The sequence below is a fragment of the Bradyrhizobium sp. USDA 3256 genome, from assembly GCF_054058275.1.
Window position 1 is genome coordinate 4,023,704 of sequence record NZ_JBSSAE010000002.1, and the last position, 22,748, is coordinate 4,046,451.

The 22,748-nt window shown below is 63.1% G+C and carries 18 protein-coding genes; 4 read left to right on the forward strand and 14 right to left on the reverse strand.

Translation table 11 applies throughout. From position 1 onward, the window contains the following. Positions 1-22: 22 nt before the first annotated feature. Positions 23-493 carry a copper chaperone PCu(A)C gene (locus ACVWY5_RS20780; RefSeq protein ID WP_307720401.1) on the reverse strand — a complete coding sequence of 157 codons (471 nt, stop codon included), beginning with the start codon at positions 491-493 and terminating at the stop codon, positions 23-25. Between the two features lie 128 nt (positions 494-621). On the opposite strand from ACVWY5_RS20780, the gene ACVWY5_RS20785 reads away from it, so the two are divergent. Continuing rightward, positions 622-1,617: a phosphotransferase gene (locus ACVWY5_RS20785; RefSeq protein ID WP_028335421.1), complete on the forward strand. Its 996-nt coding sequence runs from the start codon at positions 622-624 to the stop codon at positions 1,615-1,617. Between the two features lie 48 nt (positions 1,618-1,665). On the opposite strand, the gene ACVWY5_RS20790 is transcribed toward ACVWY5_RS20785, so the two are convergent. The 3 genes from ACVWY5_RS20790 to ACVWY5_RS20800 form a co-directional block, all read right to left on the reverse strand. Next, positions 1,666-1,848, reverse strand: coding sequence for a hypothetical protein (locus ACVWY5_RS20790; RefSeq protein ID WP_229158945.1), 183 nt, complete (start codon positions 1,846-1,848; stop codon positions 1,666-1,668). A gap of 89 nt (positions 1,849-1,937) precedes the next feature. Next, the gene (locus tag ACVWY5_RS20795) at positions 1,938-2,393 is read right to left on the reverse strand and encodes a cupin domain-containing protein (RefSeq protein ID WP_028352169.1); all 456 of its coding nucleotides are present in this window, start codon (positions 2,391-2,393) and stop codon (positions 1,938-1,940) included. Between the two features lie 87 nt (positions 2,394-2,480). Beyond that, the gene (locus ACVWY5_RS20800; protein ID WP_028335418.1) at positions 2,481-3,038 is read right to left on the reverse strand and encodes a zinc metalloprotease; all 558 of its coding nucleotides are present in this window, start codon (positions 3,036-3,038) and stop codon (positions 2,481-2,483) included. Between the two features lie 616 nt (positions 3,039-3,654). On the opposite strand from ACVWY5_RS20800, the gene ACVWY5_RS20805 reads away from it, so the two are divergent. Next, a complete protein-coding gene (locus ACVWY5_RS20805) occupies positions 3,655-5,496 on the forward strand; it encodes a caspase family protein (RefSeq protein WP_283089580.1) in 1,842 nt (613 codons plus the stop codon). Between the two features lie 207 nt (positions 5,497-5,703). On the opposite strand, the gene ACVWY5_RS20810 is transcribed toward ACVWY5_RS20805, so the two are convergent. The 3 genes from ACVWY5_RS20810 to ACVWY5_RS20820 form a co-directional block, all read right to left on the reverse strand. Further along, positions 5,704-6,171, reverse strand: coding sequence for a DUF4384 domain-containing protein (locus ACVWY5_RS20810; RefSeq protein WP_456671690.1), 468 nt, complete (start codon positions 6,169-6,171; stop codon positions 5,704-5,706). A gap of 198 nt (positions 6,172-6,369) precedes the next feature. Beyond that, complete coding sequence (locus tag ACVWY5_RS20815) at positions 6,370-8,148, reverse strand: caspase family protein (protein WP_028335415.1); 1,779 nt, start codon at positions 8,146-8,148, stop codon at positions 6,370-6,372. 158 nt (positions 8,149-8,306) lie between these two features. Next, positions 8,307-10,028, reverse strand: a complete 1,722-nt coding sequence (locus tag ACVWY5_RS20820) for an NHL repeat-containing protein (RefSeq protein WP_028335414.1) — start codon at positions 10,026-10,028, stop codon at positions 8,307-8,309. 186 nt (positions 10,029-10,214) lie between these two features. Between ACVWY5_RS20820 and ACVWY5_RS20825 the strand changes: the two genes are divergently transcribed. Together ACVWY5_RS20825 and ACVWY5_RS20830 are read left to right on the forward strand one after the other, a co-directional pair. After that, positions 10,215-10,496, forward strand: coding sequence for a hypothetical protein (locus ACVWY5_RS20825; protein WP_028335413.1), 282 nt, complete (start codon positions 10,215-10,217; stop codon positions 10,494-10,496). An 88-nt stretch (positions 10,497-10,584) separates the two neighbouring features. After that, positions 10,585-11,565, forward strand: coding sequence for a DUF4424 domain-containing protein (locus ACVWY5_RS20830; RefSeq protein ID WP_028335412.1), 981 nt, complete (start codon positions 10,585-10,587; stop codon positions 11,563-11,565). 8 nt (positions 11,566-11,573) lie between these two features. Here ACVWY5_RS20830 and ACVWY5_RS20835 read toward each other — a convergent pair whose 3' ends face one another. The 7 genes from ACVWY5_RS20835 to tagH all read right to left on the reverse strand — a co-directional run bounded on the left by ACVWY5_RS20835 (position 11,574) and on the right by tagH (position 22,739). Then, positions 11,574-13,379, reverse strand: coding sequence for a serine/threonine-protein kinase (locus ACVWY5_RS20835; RefSeq protein WP_028335411.1), 1,806 nt, complete (start codon positions 13,377-13,379; stop codon positions 11,574-11,576). After that, entirely contained in the window at positions 13,376-14,152 is a 777-nt protein-coding gene (locus ACVWY5_RS20840) for a PP2C family protein-serine/threonine phosphatase (protein ID WP_028335410.1), read from the reverse strand. The genes ACVWY5_RS20835 and ACVWY5_RS20840 overlap by 4 nt, the downstream gene beginning before the upstream one ends. Positions 14,153-14,158: 6 nt before the next feature. Next, positions 14,159-14,860, reverse strand: a complete 702-nt coding sequence (gene tagF, locus ACVWY5_RS20845; RefSeq protein WP_028335409.1) for a type VI secretion system-associated protein TagF — start codon at positions 14,858-14,860, stop codon at positions 14,159-14,161. Continuing rightward, positions 14,857-18,408, reverse strand: a complete 3,552-nt coding sequence (gene tssM, locus ACVWY5_RS20850; RefSeq protein WP_028335408.1) for a type VI secretion system membrane subunit TssM — start codon at positions 18,406-18,408, stop codon at positions 14,857-14,859. The genes tagF and tssM overlap by 4 nt, the downstream gene beginning before the upstream one ends. Before the next feature lie 45 nt (positions 18,409-18,453). Beyond that, on the reverse strand, positions 18,454-19,668 hold the full coding sequence (gene tssL / locus ACVWY5_RS20855; RefSeq protein ID WP_283089576.1) for a type VI secretion system protein TssL, long form: 1,215 nt from the start codon (positions 19,666-19,668) through the stop codon (positions 18,454-18,456). 308 nt (positions 19,669-19,976) lie between these two features. After that, a complete protein-coding gene (tssK, locus tag ACVWY5_RS20860) occupies positions 19,977-21,314 on the reverse strand; it encodes a type VI secretion system baseplate subunit TssK (RefSeq protein ID WP_028335406.1) in 1,338 nt (445 codons plus the stop codon). 48 nt (positions 21,315-21,362) lie between these two features. Next, complete coding sequence (tagH, locus tag ACVWY5_RS20865) at positions 21,363-22,739, reverse strand: type VI secretion system-associated FHA domain protein TagH (RefSeq protein WP_028335405.1); 1,377 nt, start codon at positions 22,737-22,739, stop codon at positions 21,363-21,365. Positions 22,740-22,748 lie beyond the last annotated feature (9 nt).

The following is a 22,748-nucleotide window of genomic DNA, read 5'->3' on the forward strand; positions in this document are numbered from 1 at the left end:
TTCTTGAGTCACTTGTGTGAGGTCACTTCTGGACCTGTACCTCCGTCTCGATGGTGCCTGCTTTCTGAAAAACGATCGCGCATTTGAAGGTCTCGCCCGGCGTGAGCGCCTGACGCATCTGCAGCAGCATGACGTGATAACCGTCACGCTTCAGCTCGAGCATTGCCTTTGCCGGCACTGGTATATTGGATATCGAGCGCATCGCCGGTGCGCCCTCGCCGCGATCCACAGTATGACGCTCGGAAAAATTCGCAACCGGGCAGCGGACACGAAGCAGCGCATCGGCGCTGTCGGCCTCGTTCTTGATCGTCATCGTCAACGGAAGGTCCCCGCCCGCTTTGTCGACCGCCGGCACGCGCGCGTCCACAATCTGCAAGGACTCGTTCGCGGCGGCGTTATGCATCACTCCGAACGTGCTGATCAGGCAGAATAATGGCAACGCGATCCATGATCGGCACGCAACGGCGCAATGCAACTCCCGCTCGAACGACATCAAGTTCTCTCCCAACATGATTTTTGCAGCATTGTTTCACGCTTCGTCGTACGCTTCCAGCAATAGATCGCGAACGCTGCATCAACGCGATTTTGGGCACGCATAGCGGCCATGCTAACTTCCTGCGCATGAGTGCTCTCGATAAACTTCCGCCGGCACAGCGCGACGCAGCACATGCCGCACTGCATCAGGTGATCGGCACCGCAGCGATCGAGGCCGTCACATCGGTCTCGGGCGGCGCAACGTCGGCGCAATTGTTCCGGATCGATGCAGGCGGCGAGAATTATTTGCTCCGAATCGAAGGAATGCCGAGCCCGCTGCGCAATCCGTTTCAGTATGTGTCGCTCAGGATCGCCGCCGAGGCCGGCATCGCGCCGCGACTCCATTACGTCGACGAGGCCTCGCGCGTCGCGGTGACGGATTTTGTGCAGCGGCAGCCGCTCGGCCGCTATCCCGGCGGCCTGCCGGCGCTGGCGAAGGCGCTCGGCGAATTGCTGGCGCGCCTGCAGGCGACGCCGACCTTTCCCGCCTTCGTGCGCTACCCCGACATCGTGGCCCGGCTGTGGGCCCATGTCGGCCGCACCGGCCTGTTCGCGCCCGGCGTGCTTGACCGCTGCAACGCGCATCTCGCGCGGATCCGCGCGGCCTATGCCTGGGATGAGGCCAACTCGGTGTCGAGCCACAACGACTCGCTCCCCGCCAACATCCTGTTCGACGGCAACAGGCTCTGGATGATCGACTGGGAATCCGCCTATCGCACCGATCCGCTGGTCGACCTTGCGATTGTCGGCGACAGCCTGGCGAGGACGCCGGAGCTGGAGCACATCTTGCATCGTACCTGGCTCGGCCGCCCGCTCGACGAGGCGCTGCGCGCACGGCTCGCACATGTCCGCGCGCTCACCCGGCTCTACTATGCCGGCGTGCTGCTCAGCGCATCGGCGACGGCGCCGCGCATCACACCCGACACGAGCCTTGCGGCACCGACGCTTGCCGAGCTCGCAGAAGCCACACGCGCCGGCCGGCTCAAGGCCGGCACGCCGGCGGCCAAGCACGTGCTGGGCAAGATGTTCGTCGCCGCGTTCCTGACCGAGGTCGCAACGCCCGGCTTCGATCTTTCGGTCTGACGTTCAACCCGGCGGATTGAACGTCGACGGAAAGAACTGCGGCGCAGCTCACTGCGGCACCGGGTGCAGCCTTGCGAGCTGGTCGAGCGACAATTCGGCCTCGCGATCGCTCAGGGGAAAACGCACGATCACATCCTGACGCGCCAGCTGGCCCCATAGCGCGTCCGACGACCATTTCTGCGGCTCGGGTCCGCGCGGACCGTCGACCCAGATAAAATACCATTCCGGCATGGACGCGACCAAAGCTCCCTCGCCGGAACATTGGTCCTTCGCCGGCCGATCCGCAACGCCCGATTTCGTGCGCGGCGCGACAGGCGGGGCTATTCGTACGGCGTGCCGTCCTTGTGCAGGAAGCTGTCGTCGGAGCTAGGGCTCATCATGTCGATGTCGGAGCAGGTGATGACGTCGGCGCGCGAGCGCGAGCCGATCTCGAGATAGGTCGCCGTCATCTGCGACCTGTTGATCAGATGATGCCCGTTGCCGGAGTTCTTCGGAAACGCCGCGCAATCGCCGGCGCGCAGCACCGTCTCGCCGCCGTCCTCCACCAGCACCACTTCGCCCGCGAGCACATAGACGAATTCGTCCTCATCCGAATGCCAGTGGCGCTGGCTCGACCAGTTGCCGGGCGGCAGCCGCATCAGGTTGACGCCGAAGTCGGCCAGCCCGCCGGCATCACCGAGACGCTGCCGCACCCGCTCGGCGCACGGCGCGGCGAACTCCGCCGGATAGCCGGTCCCCTTGCGCTCCGGCACGTTTGCAAGATCGATCCTGGGCATGGCATCTCTCCGGCGGGTGGCGGGCGAACGAGCGATCGGGCCGGCTGTAAACGGTTTCATGGAAGTCGGCAGCAGGAGGTTCCAAGGTCAGCCGCCAAATCGCTTCACCAGTTTTGAACTTTTGGCCGTGCTGATCTGCTGACTGGTCAAATCGCTTCCCACGCTCAATCCCTTCGTCATCAAGTTGCTGCGCAGGGCGGCCTGCTTCTCATCGGCGTAATCTACGTCGACGTGGTCGAGACTCATCAAATGCCCAAGTTCATGGGCCCACGCGCGTCCGTTGGCAAAGTCATTGCCATACCATTGGACAAAGCTTGCCGGCTCGGGATCGCTATGAAGATACGAGCCGCCACCGGCCGAGAGATTGACTATCGGATTGACGAGATAGATGTGGACTGCATTGTCGGGAGCATGCCGGAAACTGAGAACATCCAGCACGCGCTGATCATTGTTGCGCGCGCTCTTCGCCATATCGAGCGGCTTATCTTCCACGTAATCATTGATCACGAACGCGATCTTGGCCTTCGCCCAGATCTTATTGACTACATCCAGTGCCTTTTTGGCTGTCTCGCCACTCCATTTTTGCGGCTCGGCGACACCTTTCTCGGCAAATGGCGTAATGTAGATTTTCAGCGGAATAGACATGTGCGTCTCCAACGCTATAGATTTCGACGACACCTGCGGTGGGCGTCCACACGTCGACGGCCAGATCCCGAGTACGCAGATTTCGATTCTTTCGGGACTCGCACGTCTCAACTCGAACGGATCGGCGTTGCTTCCAGATAGACGCAGTTCGCGCTCCTATGGAAGTGGCCCGCGGCTGCGACAAACAGCCGAGACGCGCGGGCTGAACCTTGTCGATGCCACCGAGACTAACGACGCGGCCGTCACACCCCGACGATCCTGCACGAGCATGTGAGTTCAATCCGAGATCACTATCGAGAGATGGAACTTCGCCTGGCGAAGCCCAGCCGACTGCCGGCATTTGCCGGCCATTCCAGCGCTAAGGATAAAATGCAGCTATTTCAATATCTTACATGTCGACTGACATTTGTTCGGCCGTGTACCATCGGCCCTACACGCTTCGGTGTATCCTTGAACAATCTCGCTGCCCCGGACGACAACATCAGGAATGGATTGGACTCAGGTTTGTTCTCTACGGAGGTATGCCGGCGCCCGTAACGCTTGACGCAGTGGAGTTTGCGCGCGGCCACCTTCGATAAAGCTGCCGTTGTTTCGAGCCGATTTTTGGACGTTCGCCATGCGCTTGTACACGCTCCTCCGAGTTCTTGTTGTTGTTGCTGCTTCAGTTCTCCTGGCGTCTCAGCCAGCCTGGGCAACGAAGCGAGTGGCTTTGGTGGTCGGAAATTCGAACTATCAAAATGCGCCACTACTTCCGAATCCTGCCAATGATGCCACCGCTATCGCCGCGACCTTGAAGGGCGCCGGGTTCGATTTGGTGGAGTCTCGGCTGAACCTGACCTCGAGCGACATGCGGCGGGCACTGAGGGATTTCGCCGATCAAGCTCGCGATGCAGACATCGCCATCGTCTACTATGCAGGTCACGGAATCGAGATCGACGGGACGAATTATCTGATCCCGACGGATGCCAGACTTGAACGCGACACCGATATCTATGACGAGGCCTTCTCGCTCGATCGTGTCCTGCTGGCCATCGAGCCCGCGAAGCAGCTGCGCGTCGTGATCGTTGACGCCTGCCGCAACAATCCATTCGCCGACACCATGAAGCGAACCGTCGCTTCGCGCGCGATCAGCCGCGGGCTCGCACGGGTAGAACCCGCCGTATCCAATACGCTGATCGCGTTTGCGGCGAAGGCCGGACTGACGGCGCTCGACGGCAACAGCAAGAACAGCCCCTACGCGACGGCGCTGGTGAAATATATCGCAAAGCCTGGACTGGACCTGCGCAGGGCTTTCGGTTTCGTCCGCGATGATGTCTTGCAAGCTACCGGCAACCGACAGGAGCCTTACGTTTACGGCTCGCTGGGCGGTGAGGACGTTGCGCTCGTGCCAAAGGCAGAAGAGCCGGCGCCGCCGCCGGCTAACGCCTCGTCGGAGATTCGTCGCGACTACGAATTGGCCCTGCAGGTCGGCAACAAAGCCGCCATGAGCGCGTTCCTCGCCCAGCATCCCGACGGCTATTACGCAAACCTGGCCAAGCTTCAGCTCAATCAGATCGACGCGGAGGACGCGCGCGTTACCGCCACCAGGAAAGCGCAGGAAGCGGAGCAGCAGAAGGCTCGGCTTGCGTCCGAAGGTGCGCAGCGAGCGGAGCAGGAAAAGGCGGCCGCAGATTTCAAGGCCGCGGAGGATGCTCGTATCGCGGCAGAAAGAACAAAGCAGGCGGCGCAGGACCAAGCTGCTGAGGCTGAACGGAAGCGGACCGCATCGCAAACCTCAACGGTCGCCATGCTTTCCGCGAACGGACCCGCGCCCGACAGCGCCAAGCCGGATAGTATTGCAACCGCTACCCCATCGCTGAATAGCGAGGGCGCGAAGGTGGCCGCCTTGAACACGGCGCCGCCGCAGGAGGATCTTGCCAAATCGGTGCAGAGCGAGTTGAGCCGGGTTGGCTGTTTCACAGGCTCCATCGACGGTGAGTGGAACGCGGCCTCGCGTCGCTCCCTGACCCTGTTCAACCGGCACGCCGGAACCAAATTTGACGTCAAGCTTGCAAGCCTCGATGCGCTCGATGCAATCAAGCTGAAACCGGCCCGGGTTTGCCCACTGATCTGCGAGCATGGCTACAAGGCAGACGGCGATCAGTGCCGCAAGGTCACCTGCGCCGAAGGCTCGTTCCTGAACGAGGATAACGAATGCGAGAAGCGGCGCGGGAAAAAGCCGGTGGCGAAGCGTTACATGGACGAGCGCCCGTCGCGCGCCGATCGTCCGGTTCGCGAGAGGCCTGAGCCGCAAGCCGACACTCCCCGCCGACAGGCGACGGCGAGACCCTCGGGTGGCAGCGGCCAGATCGTGTGTGATGCTTATCTATGCCGCCCGGTCCGTCGCGGATGTCATCTCGACTACCGTGGCGGCGGAGGTCCCGGCGGCGGTACCGGCAATGTTGAGGTCTGCAACTAGGACGGCATGCACGGCGGCGCGCTCGAGATCGTGTACGGGCCGCCGTCTCCTCCCCGCAATCGGCAATGCCGGGGCAAGGGAGCCAAACCGCAGGGCCCTGCGCGCAAGACACCGAACAGCAGCCTCCGCCACACGGATATTCACCACATGATCGCTCGGGACGGTCTCCTCAACCGCCCGGGTAGCCGGTGCAACGCGATCGCTTACCTACTTGATGGAATATGATTTGATGTCGAACGACCAATTGTTCGGCAACAGTCTTCCGCCGCCGCTGTCCGGTATCCGCAGCTGACTGGTCCAATCCGACAGATAGCTCAACGTGTCGGCCGGCCCTTGAAGCTTGCGCTGAATGTCCGGCAAATCGAGCAATTGCACACGTCGCTCGCTCAGGATCGCAACGATCACGGCGGACCCGGCCGGCGGCGCGACGACATATTCAAATCCACGTTGCTGTGCCGCCGGGGTCGGAACGATGAATTGGACGCCAGGCTTGACAAGATTCATGTCGGGTCCGACCGACTGCGCCAATAGCTCGGCAGTCGGGAAGATCTGGCTCATCCGCCCTTCCGCATCAACATCCACCAGCATCAGATAGCCGGGCTTCCTGGCGGTTACGCCGAACGACACCTTGCCGCCAATGTTGACAGTTGGACCCGGCAGGATCTCAAGCGACACGCCGGCAGCATTTGCCGGGCCGCGCGGGGCCTGTACGCGCCAGAGCAACGGAGCATTCGTCGCACCCGCCGATGAGGCCGATGGCGGCGGGCGCCGCCGACGCGGCCCCGCTTCCCGCCAGCAGCAGCACGAACGCGAACCATGATTGCTTGCGGCAAACCAGTTCCGCTGGCGACATGGCCCGCTGCCCCAGGATTGTCAGGGAACGCTGAAGAAGCCGATTGACGCGATCCGCGCATCCGCCGGCAGGTAGCGCTCCAGACTCTTGATCACCTGCCCCGAGGCACGGCGCCGGTTGAGCTGCATCAGGACCGTCTCCAGATCGACCATCCGCTGCTGCGAGGTCACCGCGACGATCTGCTCGGCGCCGAACGGCTCGCCCACCCGAAGAGGCAGCCGCAGATTTGCTGATCGAGCCATCGCGGCATCGGAACCCACCGGATACAGCATCTGGATGGTTCCATCACCGGACACGTTGAACAGCAGCACCGCCCGCGAACCGACGTCGGACAATTCGACCTCGACGGTCTGTCCGCTGCGCTGCTGTCGATCATCCGGCCAAATACGCATCAGCTGCGGCGACTGCGTCGCCATGCGCTTAAGCTCCCGAATTGCCGCGGTTCGGTTGACCACTGTCGTCAAGCCGCCAACGTCAACGCCATAGGCGACGACGTCGCCCCAGGCGATCACGTCATGGGACACGGGGTCCCAGATCAGGTCGGGATTATCAGTCGGTTGAACGGCCTGCACGCTGGCGTCCTGCGGCTTGACGCTGGTGAAATAGCCCATCTTGCCGTCAAGCGCCGCCAAGCGGATCGGCGTGGTGAGGCGGAAGGGCGGCAATGCGGCACTGGGCGCGGCCGGGGCGGTCGCGGCGGCACTGGTTGGAGCGGTTTGCGACTTGGCCGTAACGGCCGGCGGCGCAGGATTCTGCTTCTCGGCGGACGCGACGGTAGCAACCTGGCCGGAGGCAGCTCTCGCGGCCGTCCCCTGGATCAGGACCACGCCGCGGGTCAATTCGAAGGCGACCTCGGTTTCCGGCATCCGTGCCGGCGACGATACCGTCACGATGTTCTGGCGCTGGTCGGACAGTTGATAGACCACCTGCCGAACATTGCTGAAAAGCTCCTTCAGGGTCACCTTGCCATCATGATTGATGTCCGCGTTGCCCTCCACGGCCCGCGCAACGGCATAACTCAGGGCGCCGCGCAGGCCATCGATCCCGGGAATCCGAACTTCCGGAGCCTTGGTGTGACGATCGACCGCGGCGATAAACGCGGTGTGGTCGAGATCGAGTTCGGACTTCGGGTCGTCGCTGCTCGACACCGGCTTCAGTTCATCAACCAGCAGCGTGTAGCGCGGCACCTGTCGAAAGCTCATCTCCGCCGCCCGCGGGTCGATATCGCGCACCATTCCGCCGCCATGGCAGGTATCCGCAACGAAGATCACCCTTGCGCCGCGCAATTCGAACTGCCGGATGAAATGATTGAATTCGCTTCCCAGAATGCGCTCGACCGACCCGGACGGCGTGGTCGCGAATTCGGGCAGCAGGAACACGTTCTCCATTCCGTCCGGTTCGGAGCCCTTGATGCGCTCCGGCTCCTGCGTGCCGTGCCCTGCGATCGACAGGAAGACAAGATCGTTGTTTTTTGTCCGCTCCACCAGTGAGCTGATCTCGCGCAGCACGCTTGCCCTGTCGGCCTGTGCATTGGTCAGCTCGACCACATCGCTGACGCCCATGGTCCTCAAGCTGGACACGATGTCATTGGCGTCGGCGACCGCGCCCTTCAATTTGCGCACATGCTGGTAGTCGTCGATCCCGATGACGAGCGCCCGGAGAGCCGCACCGTCGGGATTGCTTATCGACAGTTCAGCCGCCGCATGCGCGGGCTGGAGCGGCAGGCCGATCAACGCAGCGAACAGGAGGGCTGCACACAGCCAACCGGTCCTTCGATCAAAGCCCCTGAGCGTTCGCATCGCGATCCACCTCGATATCAAGCAGGTCCGCCCTGGAACCGCACTGGTAAGGCAGAGCGGCAGGAATGCCGTTCAGGCCTCCGGAAACCAGCGCGCAGGCGGTAATCCATGTTCATCTGTAGCCTTTGTTCATCTGTAGCCTTGGCAAGACCTCAGGTTCAGCGCCGTTTATTCGCCGTCTTGCGGCCTGTCGGCGCCTCGGTCTCCTGATAGGCGTTCGCGGAAACGGTCGTCTGATCATCTGCGAACGCCCGAAAGCGGACGGGCCCGTATCCGCGCGCAAGCAGGCTCGCGAGCGGGTAGACGTTGCGGCAGACCCGACCGTTGCAGCCACCCGTCGAGGATTCCATAACCTCGGCCTTGCGATCCGGCGTGAACCGCAAGAACAACATCACGTGGGAACCCGGCTTGTTCAGGGCGTCACCAGGCTTGAGGTCCCAGGGGTTGGTCACGGGCGCGGCGATCGCGGGGATGGCGGCGGTCGTGTAATGGACGGAAAGCCCCCACGTGGCACTGACGAATGCCGAACAGTCGACACCGGCCACGTCCGGCCGTGGCTCGTTACGGGTGCAGACATTGCCCGCCAGCGTCCCGCTTTCGATGCGCTGCCGGAAATTCGCGAGCGAACCGTGGCAGCCCCAGCAATAGGGCACGCCCCGCACTTCCTGGTTTACCTTGCCCTGCAGGTACCACGGCCGGCGAATACGGCTGAAACCGGAGCATTGGCTGTCGGGATCGCTGCCGTAGTTCGCCGGTGTCAGCTTCCACTGAATGCCCTCAAAGGCGAAGGCCGTCTCAATCGCCTGCTGACGATTGGACGGCCGCACGGCGGCGGTCGCATTGAACCTGATATCCGGCCGCGCCGCCGGCTCGGCCGCCGTGCGCGACGGCCTGACGTCAATGACGGATACCTTGCCCAGGGGGCGGAAGCCGACACCGACCACCTCGACACCATCCGGCTTGGTGCGCAGAAAATAGACGTCGCCATCGCCCGAGACGGTGACGAACCGCCGGGTCACGGGCGTGTTCTCCAGCGGCAGCTCGTAGATGCCCTCAAGGCGTCCGTTCGCGGCATAGCGTGCGACGAAGGTGGAGGCATTCTTGCCCGACGAAGGAATGTCCTCGGCCAGCACGTAGAAGCGGTCGCTGTTGTCGATCTCGAGAAACTCCACGGCGCCGAGCTGGTTGCGGACGCGCAGGCCGAGCTGACCGATGGTCTCGTTGGAGACCATGGTCTGGATTTCGACCCGAACGCCGGCATTGCCCTTGTCGGGAATGATATCGGCGATCACTGATCCCTTGCTGCGCGAGGCGATATATTGCCGGTCGGGCTGTCGCGTCGTCCTCACGATGGCCGCGCGCGTATTCTGATCCAGCAAGTCGGTGGGGCTGCTCAGCGCCTGCGAGCCCATCTGTGCGAAGGCCGAAATGGCGACCTGGTCGTCCGTTCCGCGGGATGAGACTTCCTCCAGCTGGATCACGTCGCCGCCCAACCCGCGTGTGGACTGTCCTGGTGCCGCCTTCAGCATCCGCACGCCGCCGTCCCAAACCATGATGTCGTCGTTATGGACGACGAGGTCGGTGGGCTGCACATCGCCAGGCATCTTCAGGATATCGGGAGCCGTGTTCGGTTGTTTGGGGTCGAACTGCAGAATGCGGCCATTGATTTGATCGAGCACAAACAGGTTTCCCTGTCCGTCAGCGCTGAGCGCTTGCGGGCCCGCGAGCTCGACGTCCTGGCTGGCCGCGACGATCCCCACCATGGATGCAGCCGAACCGCCGGCAAAGCTTCGCACAACCGCATCGTCGGCCCGTGCCCCGGTGGCAGCTATGACCACGCCGACGATAGAGAGCCAGATCCAGCTAGATCGACGAAGCATATCCGCCTCAATGTAACCGAACCGAATGCGGCGTCAGTCCGACTAATCCAAGACTGCCTAATCCAAGACTGCCTAATCCAAGACTGCGCGAATGCAGCGTCAATTAGTGGCGAGCAACCCCGATCCCGTTCAACTCTTTCACTGGACGGTGATAGTCCGAACTCCTTCAGCTTGCAGTGCAAAATCATGGCCAGAAACAGATTTGAGCAAGTCAGCGAAATCCAGCCCGACGCGATCACTCTGGTTTTGAGGAGCGACAATGCCGGCGCCTCCGGGTCAATCGTGTTGCCGGCCGCCGCAAGCGGGGGACGCCTGAGCAGCGACCAGGTCAGCGCCCATATGCCGGCCCAGGATGCCTTTCGCGGCGCAATCCGTCTCGCCAATGACATGAAGCTCGCGATCGTGGTTTGCGACCCCGATGGCGTCTGGAAGCCGGAATGGGGCGACCTTTACCAGGCGATCGATTGACCCACACGGGCAGACGCTGCGGCGCCGCATGGAGGCCGGCATGGCAATTGGAGTGTTAAGCGGGCTGTCGTTGAGGTCGCGAGCCTTGATGATCGTCCTGTTGGCCGCAACCGGCTGGCCTGCGCGGGCAAACGATTCCGCGGCCGAATTGTCCATCGGCGGGCTACAATTCGTCCGCACCAAGGACGTGGCCATGGCGAGCGAGGAGCTTCATATCGGGCTGGACCGGGTCAGCGTGCGCTACCAATTCGTCAACCAGACAAGCAAGGCGGTTGCGCTCACGGTCGCCTTTCCGCTGCCCGACATCGACCTGTCCGAAGCCGAGAGCATTGCGCTTCCATCGAGCGATCCAGTCAACTTCGTCGAGTTCGAGACCAGGATCGACGGCAACCCGGTGCCGCTGACCATCGACCAGCGCGCCATGGTCGGCAACAAGGATGTCACGGCTCTCCTCCGTCAGTTCAAGCTGTCCCTGCTGCCACTCGGTGATCGGGAGATCCGGGTGGCCGACCTGCCGGCGACAACCCGCACGAAGCTGATCGATGATGGCCTTCTGATACCTGCCGGCATGAGCGACAACGGTCGCCAGCAATACACGCCCGGCTGGATAACCAAGACGTCCGCCGTTCGCGAGCAAGTGTTTCCAGCGGCGCATACCGTCACGGTCGAACATCAATATCGCCCGAGCGTCGGCTCCAGCCCTGACACCGTCCTTCGCTCGGGCCTGCGTCGCAGCGCGGCGCTAGGTCCGGAGGTCGAGCGATACCGGAGAGACTATTGCATTACGGATGCGTTCCTTGCCGAATTGGACAAGCGCACAGGTGACAGCAAGGCCAATACCGCAAAGCTGCAGGAGCGGCGCATTTCCTACGTGCTCAAGACGGGCGCGAACTGGGCGGGTCCAATCCGGTCCTTCACGTTGACGATCGATCCGGGCGGCGACGACCGTCTGGTCAGTTTTTGTCCGGGGCGGCTCAAGCCGTCATCTGCCGACAACGCGCGGCAGTTCACGGCAAGCGACTTCAAGCCGGATGCCGACCTGAAGATCCTGATGATCGGCAGGTTCTGAACGGCAGCTCAATTGGTGAGCATCACATAGCGTCCAGCCGCGGTGATGGCCACGTTGCCGCGTTGTGCTTCGCTCGTCGCCTGCAGGAAGAATGTGTCGGCAGCCATCGGTCGCGGCTGGCGCAATGAATCCAGAACCCGCGGGGCTGCGACGGCCAACAGGAGTTGCGGGCCGGTCGTACGCTCCATCGGCAGGGCAAAGGAAAGCGAGTCGACGCCCGGCTTCAGGAGATAGGACAAGCTGCGCACCTCGCCGCGATCCGAGACCATGAGCAGTTCCACCACACGGTTGGCAAAATTCTCGACGGTCCCATTGAGGGTCTCACCAGCCTTCAGCTCCGTCGCCGACAGGTTGATGCGGGGCGCACGCGCTTGATCGCTTCCGACCTGACTGAGGAACTTGACGGCCGGACATTGCGCCTGATTCACCTGCCTGACGCCGACCGAAGCCTCAAATCCCTGCTCCTTTCGAAACGCCTTGTCGAAGGTATCGAACGGGGCGGTCGAAGCGCCGAAGCCTTCAATGACGGCTGCGCTTGAGCTCACGGCAACAGGCAGGATGAAGAAGCAGTCGCCGCCAGCATATTGGGCAACATATTTGCGGATGCGCTCGGCTCGCCCCGGCCCGTCGGGGGACGGAGACGGCGTCACCGTCGGCTGAGACGGCAGCTTCGCCGGCTCCTGACGTGCTGGCGGTGGCGGAGCAGGCTCGCTCGGCGGTGTGGATGTCCCGGCGAGTTTCGGAGGTGGCGGCAAGGCCTCCAAGCCTGGTGCCTTCCAGACAAATCTATAGAAGGTGTACCCACCGCCCCCCAGCAGAAGCAGCAGCCCCGCGACGCAGGCGCCGAGCCAGATGCGGCGGGAGCCCCGCGTGGTTGATGGCGCCCGCTCCTGCGGCGCAGACGTACCAGCCTGCGACTTCGCCAATGGATCGAAGCCGTAGAGCGGTGCCGCGGACGGCTGAGCCGAGCCCGCCGGCGTCCAGTTGGCGACCTCCGCCATGGTCGGGCGCAAGGCCGGGTCCGGCTGCAGCATCCTCTCGAGAAGCGGCCTGATGCGCATGTCCACTGCGCCGAGATCGGGCACGCGCCGACGCTTCTCGACCAGCTGAAACTGGCTCCCGCCCATATCGAGCTTCTGTCCGGTCAGGGCATGGAACAGCACGAGACCAAAACTGTAGACGTCGGATTTCGCGGTGACATCATTGCCGTACAGGCCGACCTGTTCTGGCGACGCGTAGTTGTCCTTGCCGGCGAAGCCGGAGCCGATGATGGTCTTGTCACCCATCTGCGTCGACCGGGCGATCCCGAAGTCGATGATCTTCGCCCGCCTTACATCGTCGAGCGGCACGATGATGTTATCGGGGGAGACATCGCGATGGATAATGCCGTGCTCGTGAGCGGCCTGAAGGCCCGATGCGACCCGCCGCATCAATTTGATCAGCGCTTCGAAGGTGAGCGGCCCATCGTCGAGCATGTTCGACAACGAGCGTCCGTTCACAAACTCCATCGCCAGATACGGGCGCTGCAGTGCGGGTTCGACCGTGAACAGGAAGTAGCGAACGATTGCTTCGTGCGGAAGATTGTGAAGCGCGGCCGCCTCCCGGCGGAACAGCGCAAGCGCCGCCTCGTTGTCGACCATGTCAGGGAGCAGCATCTTGACCGCGACGGGCGATCCGGTCTGGATCTCGCGGCATCGGTAGACCTCCCCCATGCCGCCTGCCCCGATCATCGCTTCGATCTCGTAAATGCCGTTGAGCCGGGTGCCGGCCGGCACACCGCGGTAGGATGACCGAGACGGATCGTTCGCGGTCATGGTCGCGGCTCCCGATCAAGCGGTGTCCTCGTCGGCTCTGACGGTCGTGGCGCGAGCAATCGCACGATCACGATCGTGACGTTGTCGAGTCCGCCGCGATCAAGCGCGAGCGCGAGCATGTCGTCGCAGGCGGTCTGGGCAAGGCGAGTAGCCACATGCTGCTCGATCTCGTCGTCCCGCACGTGTCGGGTCAAGCCGTCACTGCAAATCACGAAGATGTCTTCCGGTTCGGCCGGACCGGTCACCACCTCGAGCTCGGGGTCGGCGACGACACCGACAGCCCGGGTGATGGCATTGCTCGGCCAGTCCTGAACCTCTTCGCGCGATAGCGCGCCATCGGCGATCAGCTCCTCCAACTCGCTGTGATCGTGCGATACCTGTGTGATGCCGTCGCGGTTGATCAGGTACACCCGGCTGTCACCCGCCCAGATACAGGCATAATGGCCGTCGCGTACGAGCAGGACTGCCGTTGTGGTCCCGACAATGGCACCCTGCCTTTCATGGCTGAGTGCCAGGATCTCCTGATTGGCGCTGAACAGACGCGCCTCGCATTGCGCCAGCAGGTCCGCCGCGGAGTCTGGCGCGCCGATGGAATCAAGCGACTCTACCACGATGCGGCTGGCAAGATCGCCCGCCTCGTGACCGCCCATGCCGTCAGCGACGGCCCACAGGCCGACGTCGGTCCTTACCAGGCATGCATCCTCGTTCCGCGCCCGCACCCGTCCGGCGTGAGTGACGCTACCGACATCGAACAAGGAGGGGACGTGTGCCATCGCGCGTCATCCCGTCCCGGATACTTCGCGACCAACGTCGCCGGTCAGCAACGTGGAATAGCGAAACGGATCCGGCAATCCGCGGCAACAGAGTGCGACCGGCGAGAACCCTTCGCCCCCGGCGGTCCACCAGAAACTGGCCGCGGCATAGACTTGAGGGTTGGCGCCGCAGAGCGTGCCGAACGACCCGGCAAACCCATCGACCGTCGAAACCATTCCCAGCGTCGCGTCACCCAGCGACACGACCGGCGGTCCATCAGTCCCCGGCGTCCGCAGACGCGGAAGCGCGAGACGATCCAGTGCATCGGAGATCTGCTCGAACGTCGCAGCCCGGTCCAGGGTCGAGAGCAGGAACGTCTCCACTTGCCCATACCACTCGTCCTGCGGATCGATGTGCGGCGGCGACAGCGCAGCGTCGCCATCCGGCACTGCATGCAGCGTCAACGGATAGTATCGCCCCACGCCGTCAAGCGACGGCATGATCGCTCCTGCGACGGCGGTGCCGCAGATCGCGGCGCCAAGCCAGAATCGCCAAATCGGCGCGGTCAGGAATGCTTCCTGCCAGGCGGCGCCGAGTTGGTGGCGGCTCGCGGAGATGGCTGCCTGCACCCACGGCTCCCAGACTTCCAGGAAGCTTCGCGGCGTCGCGATCGCGATGAAATCACGCTTCGCGCCGATCTTGCCGAATAAGCCGCATCGCATGGTCATATTCCGGTCGGGCAACGAAACTCGCGGAGCACTGACAGGTTTAGCGGATTGCGCAACGATCCGGTCGAAATCTGATAGTTGAGCTCGCGTCCGGCAACAATGAACGTTGCGCTGGCGGATTCCGCCTTGGCGACCAGCGAGCCAGCCTCCAGCATTCGGAACAACGACCAGGGGCCGATGCGCTCGAGTACGGATGGCGAGCCGGACTCGTTGCTGACCGAAATTGCCGTCCGCGGCGATGGGCCGGGCCAGAGCACCGTCGTCGGTGAATTGCTCTGCGGCGGCGGCGGCGGAGGAGCGGGTTGCGGCGCGCCAAACATGGAGGGGGTTGCGGCTGGTCCTGGTGTGGTCGGGCTGGTGATCGTCGTGCCGCCGATCTCGGTCTTGACTGTGATGCCCGGTCCGGCCGCAGCCGGCGGCCGGATCGCAAAGGACACCGCCGGCACACCGCCGCCAGTCTGGAAAAACGCGTCGCGGATATAAGCGGCATTCTGGAACTGCTTTAGCGTATCAGGCGAGAACGATCGGCCGACGGGGCTCTCCTTCCGCCAGACCCATTCGGATCGCGACGTATCTGCATAAGGCGCCAGAAACTGAGTGAAGAACTTGTCCATGACGCCGTTCGGGCTGAACAGCTTGGCGAAGTCCGCGAGCGGGACTTCCTGACCGCTGCTCCGCACGAACGGATAGCGGTTGGTCACCGTCTGCTGACAGACCGGCGTGACCTGATCGCGTAACGACTGCAGGATCTGGCCTGCCGTGGAGGCGGCGATGCTGCCTTCGAACTCCGCGGCCGCCGCCCGCAGCATATCGGAAAACGGTGGCGGCATACGCGAGGCATTATTGCGCAGCGCTGCAACCTGGGTCTGAAGCCCCGCGGTTGCTTGTGCCGTCAGTTGCGGATTCTCGATCATCAGCGTCAGATTCTGCGCGATGTCGTTCAGGTTTGCGATCGTCGAGTCGATCGGCCGGCGGGTGCTCTCCCCTTCAAGCACTGCATGGTAGGGTTTGAACTGCGACTCGATCGCCGCGCCGGGCGTACCATCCTGGGCATTGTTGAACAGCGCTGGCGTGGTCACCGCAGGCGGCGCGGCCGGCGTGCCGCCGCTCGCCGGCTTGGGGCGTTCCTTGGTCAGCATCGTCTCATCGCGCACCGACTCCAGGATTTGCCGCATCGGCGAGGTCGGCGCCGAAAGCGCCCTCAGCACCTCGTATTTCGGCTTGTCCGCGAGCAATTTCTTCAGACGCAGACTGCCGAGCGCAGTCCGCCAGGTCGTCACGAACTCATTGGAGTAGATGCTGAGCAGATCGCCAGCCAGATTGTCATACTGCTGGTCGATTGCCGATTGCTGGCCGGCGTCACCCAAGACCCACCGCTCCCGCTTCATGCGCTCCGACAATCCGGGCAGTCGAGCGATGAACTTCTGATTGAAGCCGTTGTAGGTGAAGAACTCGGGTACCCGCACGTTGTCCAAGGGCTGCCCAGTCGTGGTTTCGAAGACAACTGTCACGTCCGGACCACCTCGGCGGCTGGCGATCCAGTCGCCGGCGGTCGATCCACGAGCCTCCGACTTCAGGAACTCGTAGGCGCGTTGCGACACGCTGAGGCGCGCCAATGAATTCTGGGCCTGCTTGATCAGCCGGCCGTCAAGCTCGACCAGCGGCGGCTGCTCGGTTTCGAGGTCGAACATGGCGACGAGATTCTCATCGAGCAGACGCCGTCCCTCCGCGTTGGTCGCGCCAGGATACAGGTTGTCCGCCCAGTCGCGCTGCATCCAGGAACGGATGAGCTCGCGGTCCGGGGATTGCAGGCCGCCGAGCATCAGGTAGACCTTCAGCGCCTCATAGACGAAGGCAGGCTCGTTGATGCGCGCATTGAGCTGCTCTTCCAAACGGTACAGCAAACGAGGCCTGAACATGCGCTCAAGCGCGGTGTGATAGGCCGCCTTCGCGGGCGACAACAGGCGCGCGTGCTGACTGAGCCCGTAGCGCGCCGACAGTGCTACCGGCTCATTCCGTGAGGCATAGCCGGCCGGGGCGTTCCGCAGCCGATAGAGCAGCGGCAGCACCTTGTCGAGATCATGATCGGCAATCAGCGTTTGCTTGATGAGCGGCGCCCCGGCGGCCGCATACTCGTTGTCCGCCTGCAAGCTCTGTTCGATCAGGTCGGAGTTGCGCTTGTAGCTGGTCAGCCACGCACCGATCAGCCCGATCGCCACCAAACCTATCACCGACAGCGCCGCGGTCTTGAGGATCAAGGCGCGGCGCACCGCAGCGCGGTCGGTCGAGACCCAGTCGGCCTCGCCGATGATGACCTTCGAAATCAAATCGGCAAGGAAATAGCTCTTGCCGGTCCCGGAGTACGATCCGGCACCGACTTCCTCCGCGCCGAACGTACGCGCCAACGATCCGATCAATTGATCGATCGGCGTCCCCTGCTGGGTGCCCGACGTGAAATAGAACCCGCGCAGATTGGCGTTCACGTGATACCGTGTCGGCTCAAAAATCTGGTTGAGGAAATCGTGGATCTGCGGCTTGAGCCGCGCCATCTGCGCCGGGAAACCAAACAACTGCACCCGGTGCTGCGGCGTCGGCTCGTCCTGCAGACGGTCGAGCGTTTCCTCGCTCAGACGCTCCAGCAGGCGATCGAACTCGACCGGAACCTGCCCCACCAGATTCTGGGTCTTGTCGGCGGTCTGGAACGTGGCGCCCCAGACCTGGCGCCGGCCGGCCTCGCCGAGATAGGCGAAATATTCGGTGAAACCGGCAACGAGATCGGCCTTGGTGAACAGCGCGTAGACCGGGAAGCTCACTTTCAGCCTTTGATGCAGTTCGAGGAGCCGCATCCTGATGGCATCGGCATGAAGCGCGAGTTCCTGCTTCGGCAGCGTCAGCACGTCCTCCAGACTGATTGCGACGAGAACGCCGTTGATCGGCTGGCGCGACCGATTTTTTTTCAGGATGTCCAGGAAGGACAGCCAGCTTTCCTTGTCGGCCTTGCTGTTTGAATCCTGGGTTGTGTAGCGACCGGCGGTATCGATCAGCACCGCCTCCTCGGTAAACCACCAATCGCAGTAGCGGGTCCCGCCGACCCCGGCGATCGCCGCCGGCGTCGCCCCGCGCGCGAGCGGAAACTTGAGCCCCGAATTGACCAGCGCGGTGGTCTTTCCCGCACCGGGCGGACCGATGATGACGTACCAGGGTAGATCGTAGAGATAACCGGACTTGTTGCCGCTCGCAGTCTTGAGTGTTGCGAGCGCATCCTTCATGCGCTCCTTGAGCACCGGCTCGTCGCTGACAGCCTGGTCGGCAGCGCTGACGCCGTCGGCGATCTCTTTGGCATTCTTGCGTCGCTTGAAGAAATGAAGACCGGTGACGCCTGCGGCCGCAGCGCCAAGCAGCAGGATCGCGATCTGGCGGACGATGTGATTTTCCAACGGATGCCAGTCGCCGAACGCAACGAAGGGACCGGCAAGGTAGATCACCGCCCCAAGCGAGCTGAGCCCGACTCCATAGAGAACGATGCGTAGAATGTCCTTGGCGAGCATATTGACCGGTACCTGTCGCTTATCGCGTGAGCTTCTGGCGTCCGCCTATTCGCTACGTTCGATGAAGATTTCGACCCGACGGTTTTTGGCACGCCCCTCGGGTGTCGAATTGCTGGCAATTGGTGAATCCGATCCCTTGCCGTCGACATCGACGCGCGAACCATCGGCCAAGCCGGGCTTCAGCGCGGCGGCAACCGCCTTGGCGCGCTCGACCGACAATTCGAAATTCGAGGGAAAACGCACGGTGCGGATCGGCGAGCTGTCGGTATGGCCAACCACCCGGATTCGCCCCGGTTCCTTGTCGAGCGTCGCCGCGACGCGGGCCGCGATCGGCTTGAAACCATCCAGGATGGTTGCCTGGCCCGAGGCAAACAATGCGAGATCGCACACCCTGATCACGATGAAGCTCGCCGTCTGATCCGCGGTCATGGCGCAGGCCGTCTTCTCCTGCGCAAGCGCGTTGCGAATGCGCTGCAGCTGGGTGATGCGGTCCGGCGGTGGCGGCGGAGGCGGTGGTGGCGGCGGCGCAACGACGCGGCGCTTGAGCTCGATCGGATCGCCGGGATGCAGCGCCAGCGCTACTTGCGCAGCATTCTCTGCACGGCCAGCCAGCAATGTTCGCAGAACGAAATAGGATCCGGTTAACAGCGCGGCGACCACGGCCGCCACCAGCCAAACCGGAATGCGCAAGTGCTTCCGCCGACCGGCCAAGGCCTGTCCGCGCCAGTGCGGCGACAAATCGTTGGTCGGCTTGGGCCGAACCCGGCGCAGCGTTTCATAGAGGTTGCGCTGGATCACCTGGAGGTTCGCAAGTCCGCCCGGCGACGTCCGGTGGATGCCCTGGAATCCGAGCGCAAGGCAGGCGTGCTGAAGCTCGAGCACCGGATAGTTGACGAGCGGATCAGTCTTCAAATGATCGAGAATCTCGAAGAAGCGTACGCCGCCCACGCGTTCGCCGAAGAACCGGCTGAGCATCGAATATTGGGCCCAGACGTGCCGATCGTCGGTCGGAATGTGCTGCACAATATCGTCGGCGGTCGCGCACAGGATATACTTCGCCGTATTGGCCTGGTGCTCGGAAATGCCCGCCGAGCGGATATCCTTCTCGAAGAACTTGATGGCGTCGGCGACCTGCTCCATCAGGCTCGCGAATGACGCCCGCATCAGCGCGACGCGCAGCCGGCCAAGCAACTGCAGCAAAGGGCCGCCGGCGCGCATCACCGGATTGGCGTTTGGCGCAACCAGATCGTCGACACGCAATGGGGGTCCGGGCGGCAGGATCGGTTGCGGCGCCTGAGCCGGCGCCGGTGTCGAAATCCATTCCTCTGAGGGCTGGCTGGTCGGCGGGGCGGCGTAGCTTGCGCCCTGCGGTGTGGGAGAAAATGAGGGCGTCGGCGAAGGGGCGCCAGGCGAAGCCATGGGCGATGGCGAGTACGCTGGACGGCTGGCAGGTCCCTCGCCTGCCGGAGGTTGCGGAGCCGGAGCCGGCGGCATCTTCCCGCCGGGGTTCGGACGGATGATGGTCCGCTCACCCCGACCGAAAGGATTAACCGGCTTGTCCCTGTCGGTCATGGCCGCTCTTCCAGGATGGCCCAAAGGTACAACTCAAGCTCCGGCCAGTCGCCGGAAAAATGCATCCCGATCGAGGCCGCTGTGCTGAACTCGGGCCACAGCGGCGACTTGCGATCGAGATAGAAATAGACGTGGTCTGTGATGGCTCGGATGTGCGGTGGCGGCGTCGGCAGATGCACCAGGGTCAAACCCGGCAGGTTTGCGTGCACGATCTCGGTCATTTTCGTGTTGGGCCCGACCTTGAACAGGTGCGGGAATTCATTCTGGATCTCCACGAGAGGCCGCCGCGCGGCGACCTCCAGCACCAAGGTCGCATTTCGGAACAACGCGCGATCGCGGATCGGCGATACAAATGCGTTCTGGGCGCGTTCAATGATCTCCAGACGAATCGCCCGCCTGCCCAGCCGCGCGCTCAGGAAATCCTGGATGTCGCGCACCAGCGGCGTGAAGACGTATTCGAGGTTGTCGTGATCGTATGCCGGGTAGTCACGTGCGCGTCGCTCGGTGGTCGCGAAGGTCGCAAGCTCACCGGCAAACCTCAGCAATTCCTCGTACAGCCGCTCGGGATGCACGCTGCCGGACCGCTTGAAATGAGTCAGCACAGGAATGGTCCGGTTCAGTACCTGCAGCACGAGATAATCGACGCTCTGCAAGCCGCCGCCGGACGACGGATCGACTGCGTAGCGTGCAAGCTCGTCGAGCTTGGTCTCGACCCAGCCGATGATTCGATTGAGCCAGCCATCGACAACCGGATGCGCGGCGCAGACCAGCATCGGCGGCACAAACTTGTCGTCGAACAGGATATTCTTGTCGCGCACTTCGAGGATGCGAGCGATGCCGAGACCCATGTATCCCGGCTTGCTCGTCTTGCGCAGCTCGAACGACAGCCGTGGATAGACAACGTCGATCTCTTCTTCGATGCGCAGCGCCGAGGTTGAATCGATAAACGTTTCGGCAGTCCGAACGTAGCGACTTGCGCTGTCGGTGCGGTCCTCATCCACCTCCCGCGTATTGGGAGCCGCGACCGGCATCATCAGCCAGACGATCTGGCCTGCGGCCGAATCCGGCACTTCGATGGCTTCCGGGATCGGACTGTCGGCGGGAATATCGAACGGCGTTCCGTCCGGCATGACGCCGGTCGCACTGCGCACGGCGAATTTGCTCTGCTGAGTAAGATCGTTATCGATCTCGAGCTGGGCAAAGCCCCAGGGATATGGTGTCGTGTAACGAACGCGCTTTTCCAGCAGATGCTCGAGATAGCGATCGTTCTGCTGCAAATGATGCGGCCGCAGGAACAGACCTTCCGACCAGAAAACTTTGCTGTACCAAGACATTCCTACATCCACTTGGCAATGATCGGTGACTGCATCGTCACCGACAGTTCACTTTGACCCCGACTTGTCAGCGCGGTCGTAATATTCGGAGAAATGCAGCATGAAGGTATCGATCGGCGCGCTTTCGTCGCGACCGAGATGCGCGTTCCAGCGCGTCAAGAATTCGTCCCAGAGCTTGCTCTTGTTCGAGCCAAACAGGGATCTTGCGCCGCGCTGAAGCTCGAGCTCGCGCGCCATCAGCGTCGGATCGATGCTGGCAATCAGTCCCCGGACGGCATGCTGCATTGCCGCATAGGTCTTCAATTGATGGGATTTGAGGTCCTTGAAGCCCTGGGCGAAGGCATGCGGCGCATCGAGGTAACTGCGGGTCGGCGGCCCGAACAGGATACGCATCGCGTCTTCCGCGGTCGGCGAGAATTTCAGCGGGTTGTTCTCGATGGCCTGGATGGTGGTTTGGCTGGTGCTGCGCGTCAGCTGCTTGGCCTGGGTGCGCGCCTGCAGCAGGGCCATCAAGTTTTCCACCGTCATGCGCAGGATGACGCCGAGCTGTTCCGCAAGTTCAGCTTCGGTCTTGTCGGCAAAGAAACCGTCCGGCAGCCCGGCAGCACGGGCGACCAGGCGCGCAAACTCGGGATTGCCGGTCGACGCCGCCGTGGCCGGTGCCGGCTCGGCCAGTTGCGGCCGCGGCGCTCCCACATGCCCTGTCGGTGAAGGCGGCGGCGGCGGCGGGGCAGCCGCTTCGTCGTCGGCCCATACCGACGGTCGGCGCGGCGTCGGCATCGCGTGCAGCACGTCGACCGGCGGTTTTGGCGTGGCAACCGGACCGGCTGCCCAGCTCATGTCGTCGTGCAGCGGCGGCTCGCGTTGAGGCATCTGCGGCGAATGCCGGACGGGATCCACACCCGCCGCGGGAACGCTCGCTGCCCAGTCCAGGAATTCCGGATTGACGGGCCGCGCGGCCTCGCGCGGTTTTCGCAACTGCTGCGGGTCGATTGGCGGCGGCACGTCGCGACCGGGAGCCCACAGTTCGTGGTAGTCGGCGTGCTGCTGAGCGAGCGGAGCTTGCTGCTGCGCACCATGGCTCGGAGTGCCCTCGGCAGGCTCATCCAGGTCCAGCGAAACGCCAATGACATAGTGGCCGATGACAAGCCGATCGCCATTGCGTAGCCGATGCGCTCCCCGCATACGCTGGTCGGCACCATTGAGAAAGGTGCCGTTGGTCGAGACGTCGTGCAGCCAGTAGCCGCCGTCGCGATAATGGACCTCGCAATGCTTCCCCGAAATCATCCGTGCCGGATCGGGCAATGTCCAGTCGAGATGGCGGTCCCGGCCAATGTCGACCGAACGCCTTCCGGTGACAGTGAATGACACAGGGCCGCCGTCTGGAAGGTTCGGCTCGTTCTCGATGTTGAAGCGAAGCACCATCACATCGTC

Coding starts and splice junctions, on each gene's coding strand:
- ACVWY5_RS20780 (WP_307720401.1), bottom strand. CDS start 493: ATGTCGTTCGAGCGGGAGTTGCATTGCGCCGTTGCGTGCCGATCATGG.
- ACVWY5_RS20785 (WP_028335421.1), top strand. CDS start 622: ATGAGTGCTCTCGATAAACTTCCGCCGGCACAGCGCGACGCAGCACAT.
- ACVWY5_RS20790 (WP_229158945.1), bottom strand. CDS start 1,848: ATGCCGGAATGGTATTTTATCTGGGTCGACGGTCCGCGCGGACCCGAG.
- ACVWY5_RS20795 (WP_028352169.1), bottom strand. CDS start 2,393: ATGCCCAGGATCGATCTTGCAAACGTGCCGGAGCGCAAGGGGACCGGC.
- ACVWY5_RS20800 (WP_028335418.1), bottom strand. CDS start 3,038: ATGTCTATTCCGCTGAAAATCTACATTACGCCATTTGCCGAGAAAGGT.
- ACVWY5_RS20805 (WP_283089580.1), top strand. CDS start 3,655: ATGCGCTTGTACACGCTCCTCCGAGTTCTTGTTGTTGTTGCTGCTTCA.
- ACVWY5_RS20815 (WP_028335415.1), bottom strand. CDS start 8,148: ATGCGAACGCTCAGGGGCTTTGATCGAAGGACCGGTTGGCTGTGTGCA.
- ACVWY5_RS20820 (WP_028335414.1), bottom strand. CDS start 10,028: ATGCTTCGTCGATCTAGCTGGATCTGGCTCTCTATCGTCGGCGTGGTC.
- ACVWY5_RS20825 (WP_028335413.1), top strand. CDS start 10,215: ATGGCCAGAAACAGATTTGAGCAAGTCAGCGAAATCCAGCCCGACGCG.
- ACVWY5_RS20830 (WP_028335412.1), top strand. CDS start 10,585: ATGATCGTCCTGTTGGCCGCAACCGGCTGGCCTGCGCGGGCAAACGAT.
- ACVWY5_RS20835 (WP_028335411.1), bottom strand. CDS start 13,379: ATGACCGCGAACGATCCGTCTCGGTCATCCTACCGCGGTGTGCCGGCC.
- ACVWY5_RS20840 (WP_028335410.1), bottom strand. CDS start 14,152: ATGGCACACGTCCCCTCCTTGTTCGATGTCGGTAGCGTCACTCACGCC.
- tagF (WP_028335409.1), bottom strand. CDS start 14,860: ATGACCATGCGATGCGGCTTATTCGGCAAGATCGGCGCGAAGCGTGAT.
- tssM (WP_028335408.1), bottom strand. CDS start 18,408: ATGCTCGCCAAGGACATTCTACGCATCGTTCTCTATGGAGTCGGGCTC.
- tssK (WP_028335406.1), bottom strand. CDS start 21,314: ATGTCTTGGTACAGCAAAGTTTTCTGGTCGGAAGGTCTGTTCCTGCGG.
- tagH (WP_028335405.1), bottom strand. CDS start 22,739: ATGGTGCTTCGCTTCAACATCGAGAACGAGCCGAACCTTCCAGACGGC.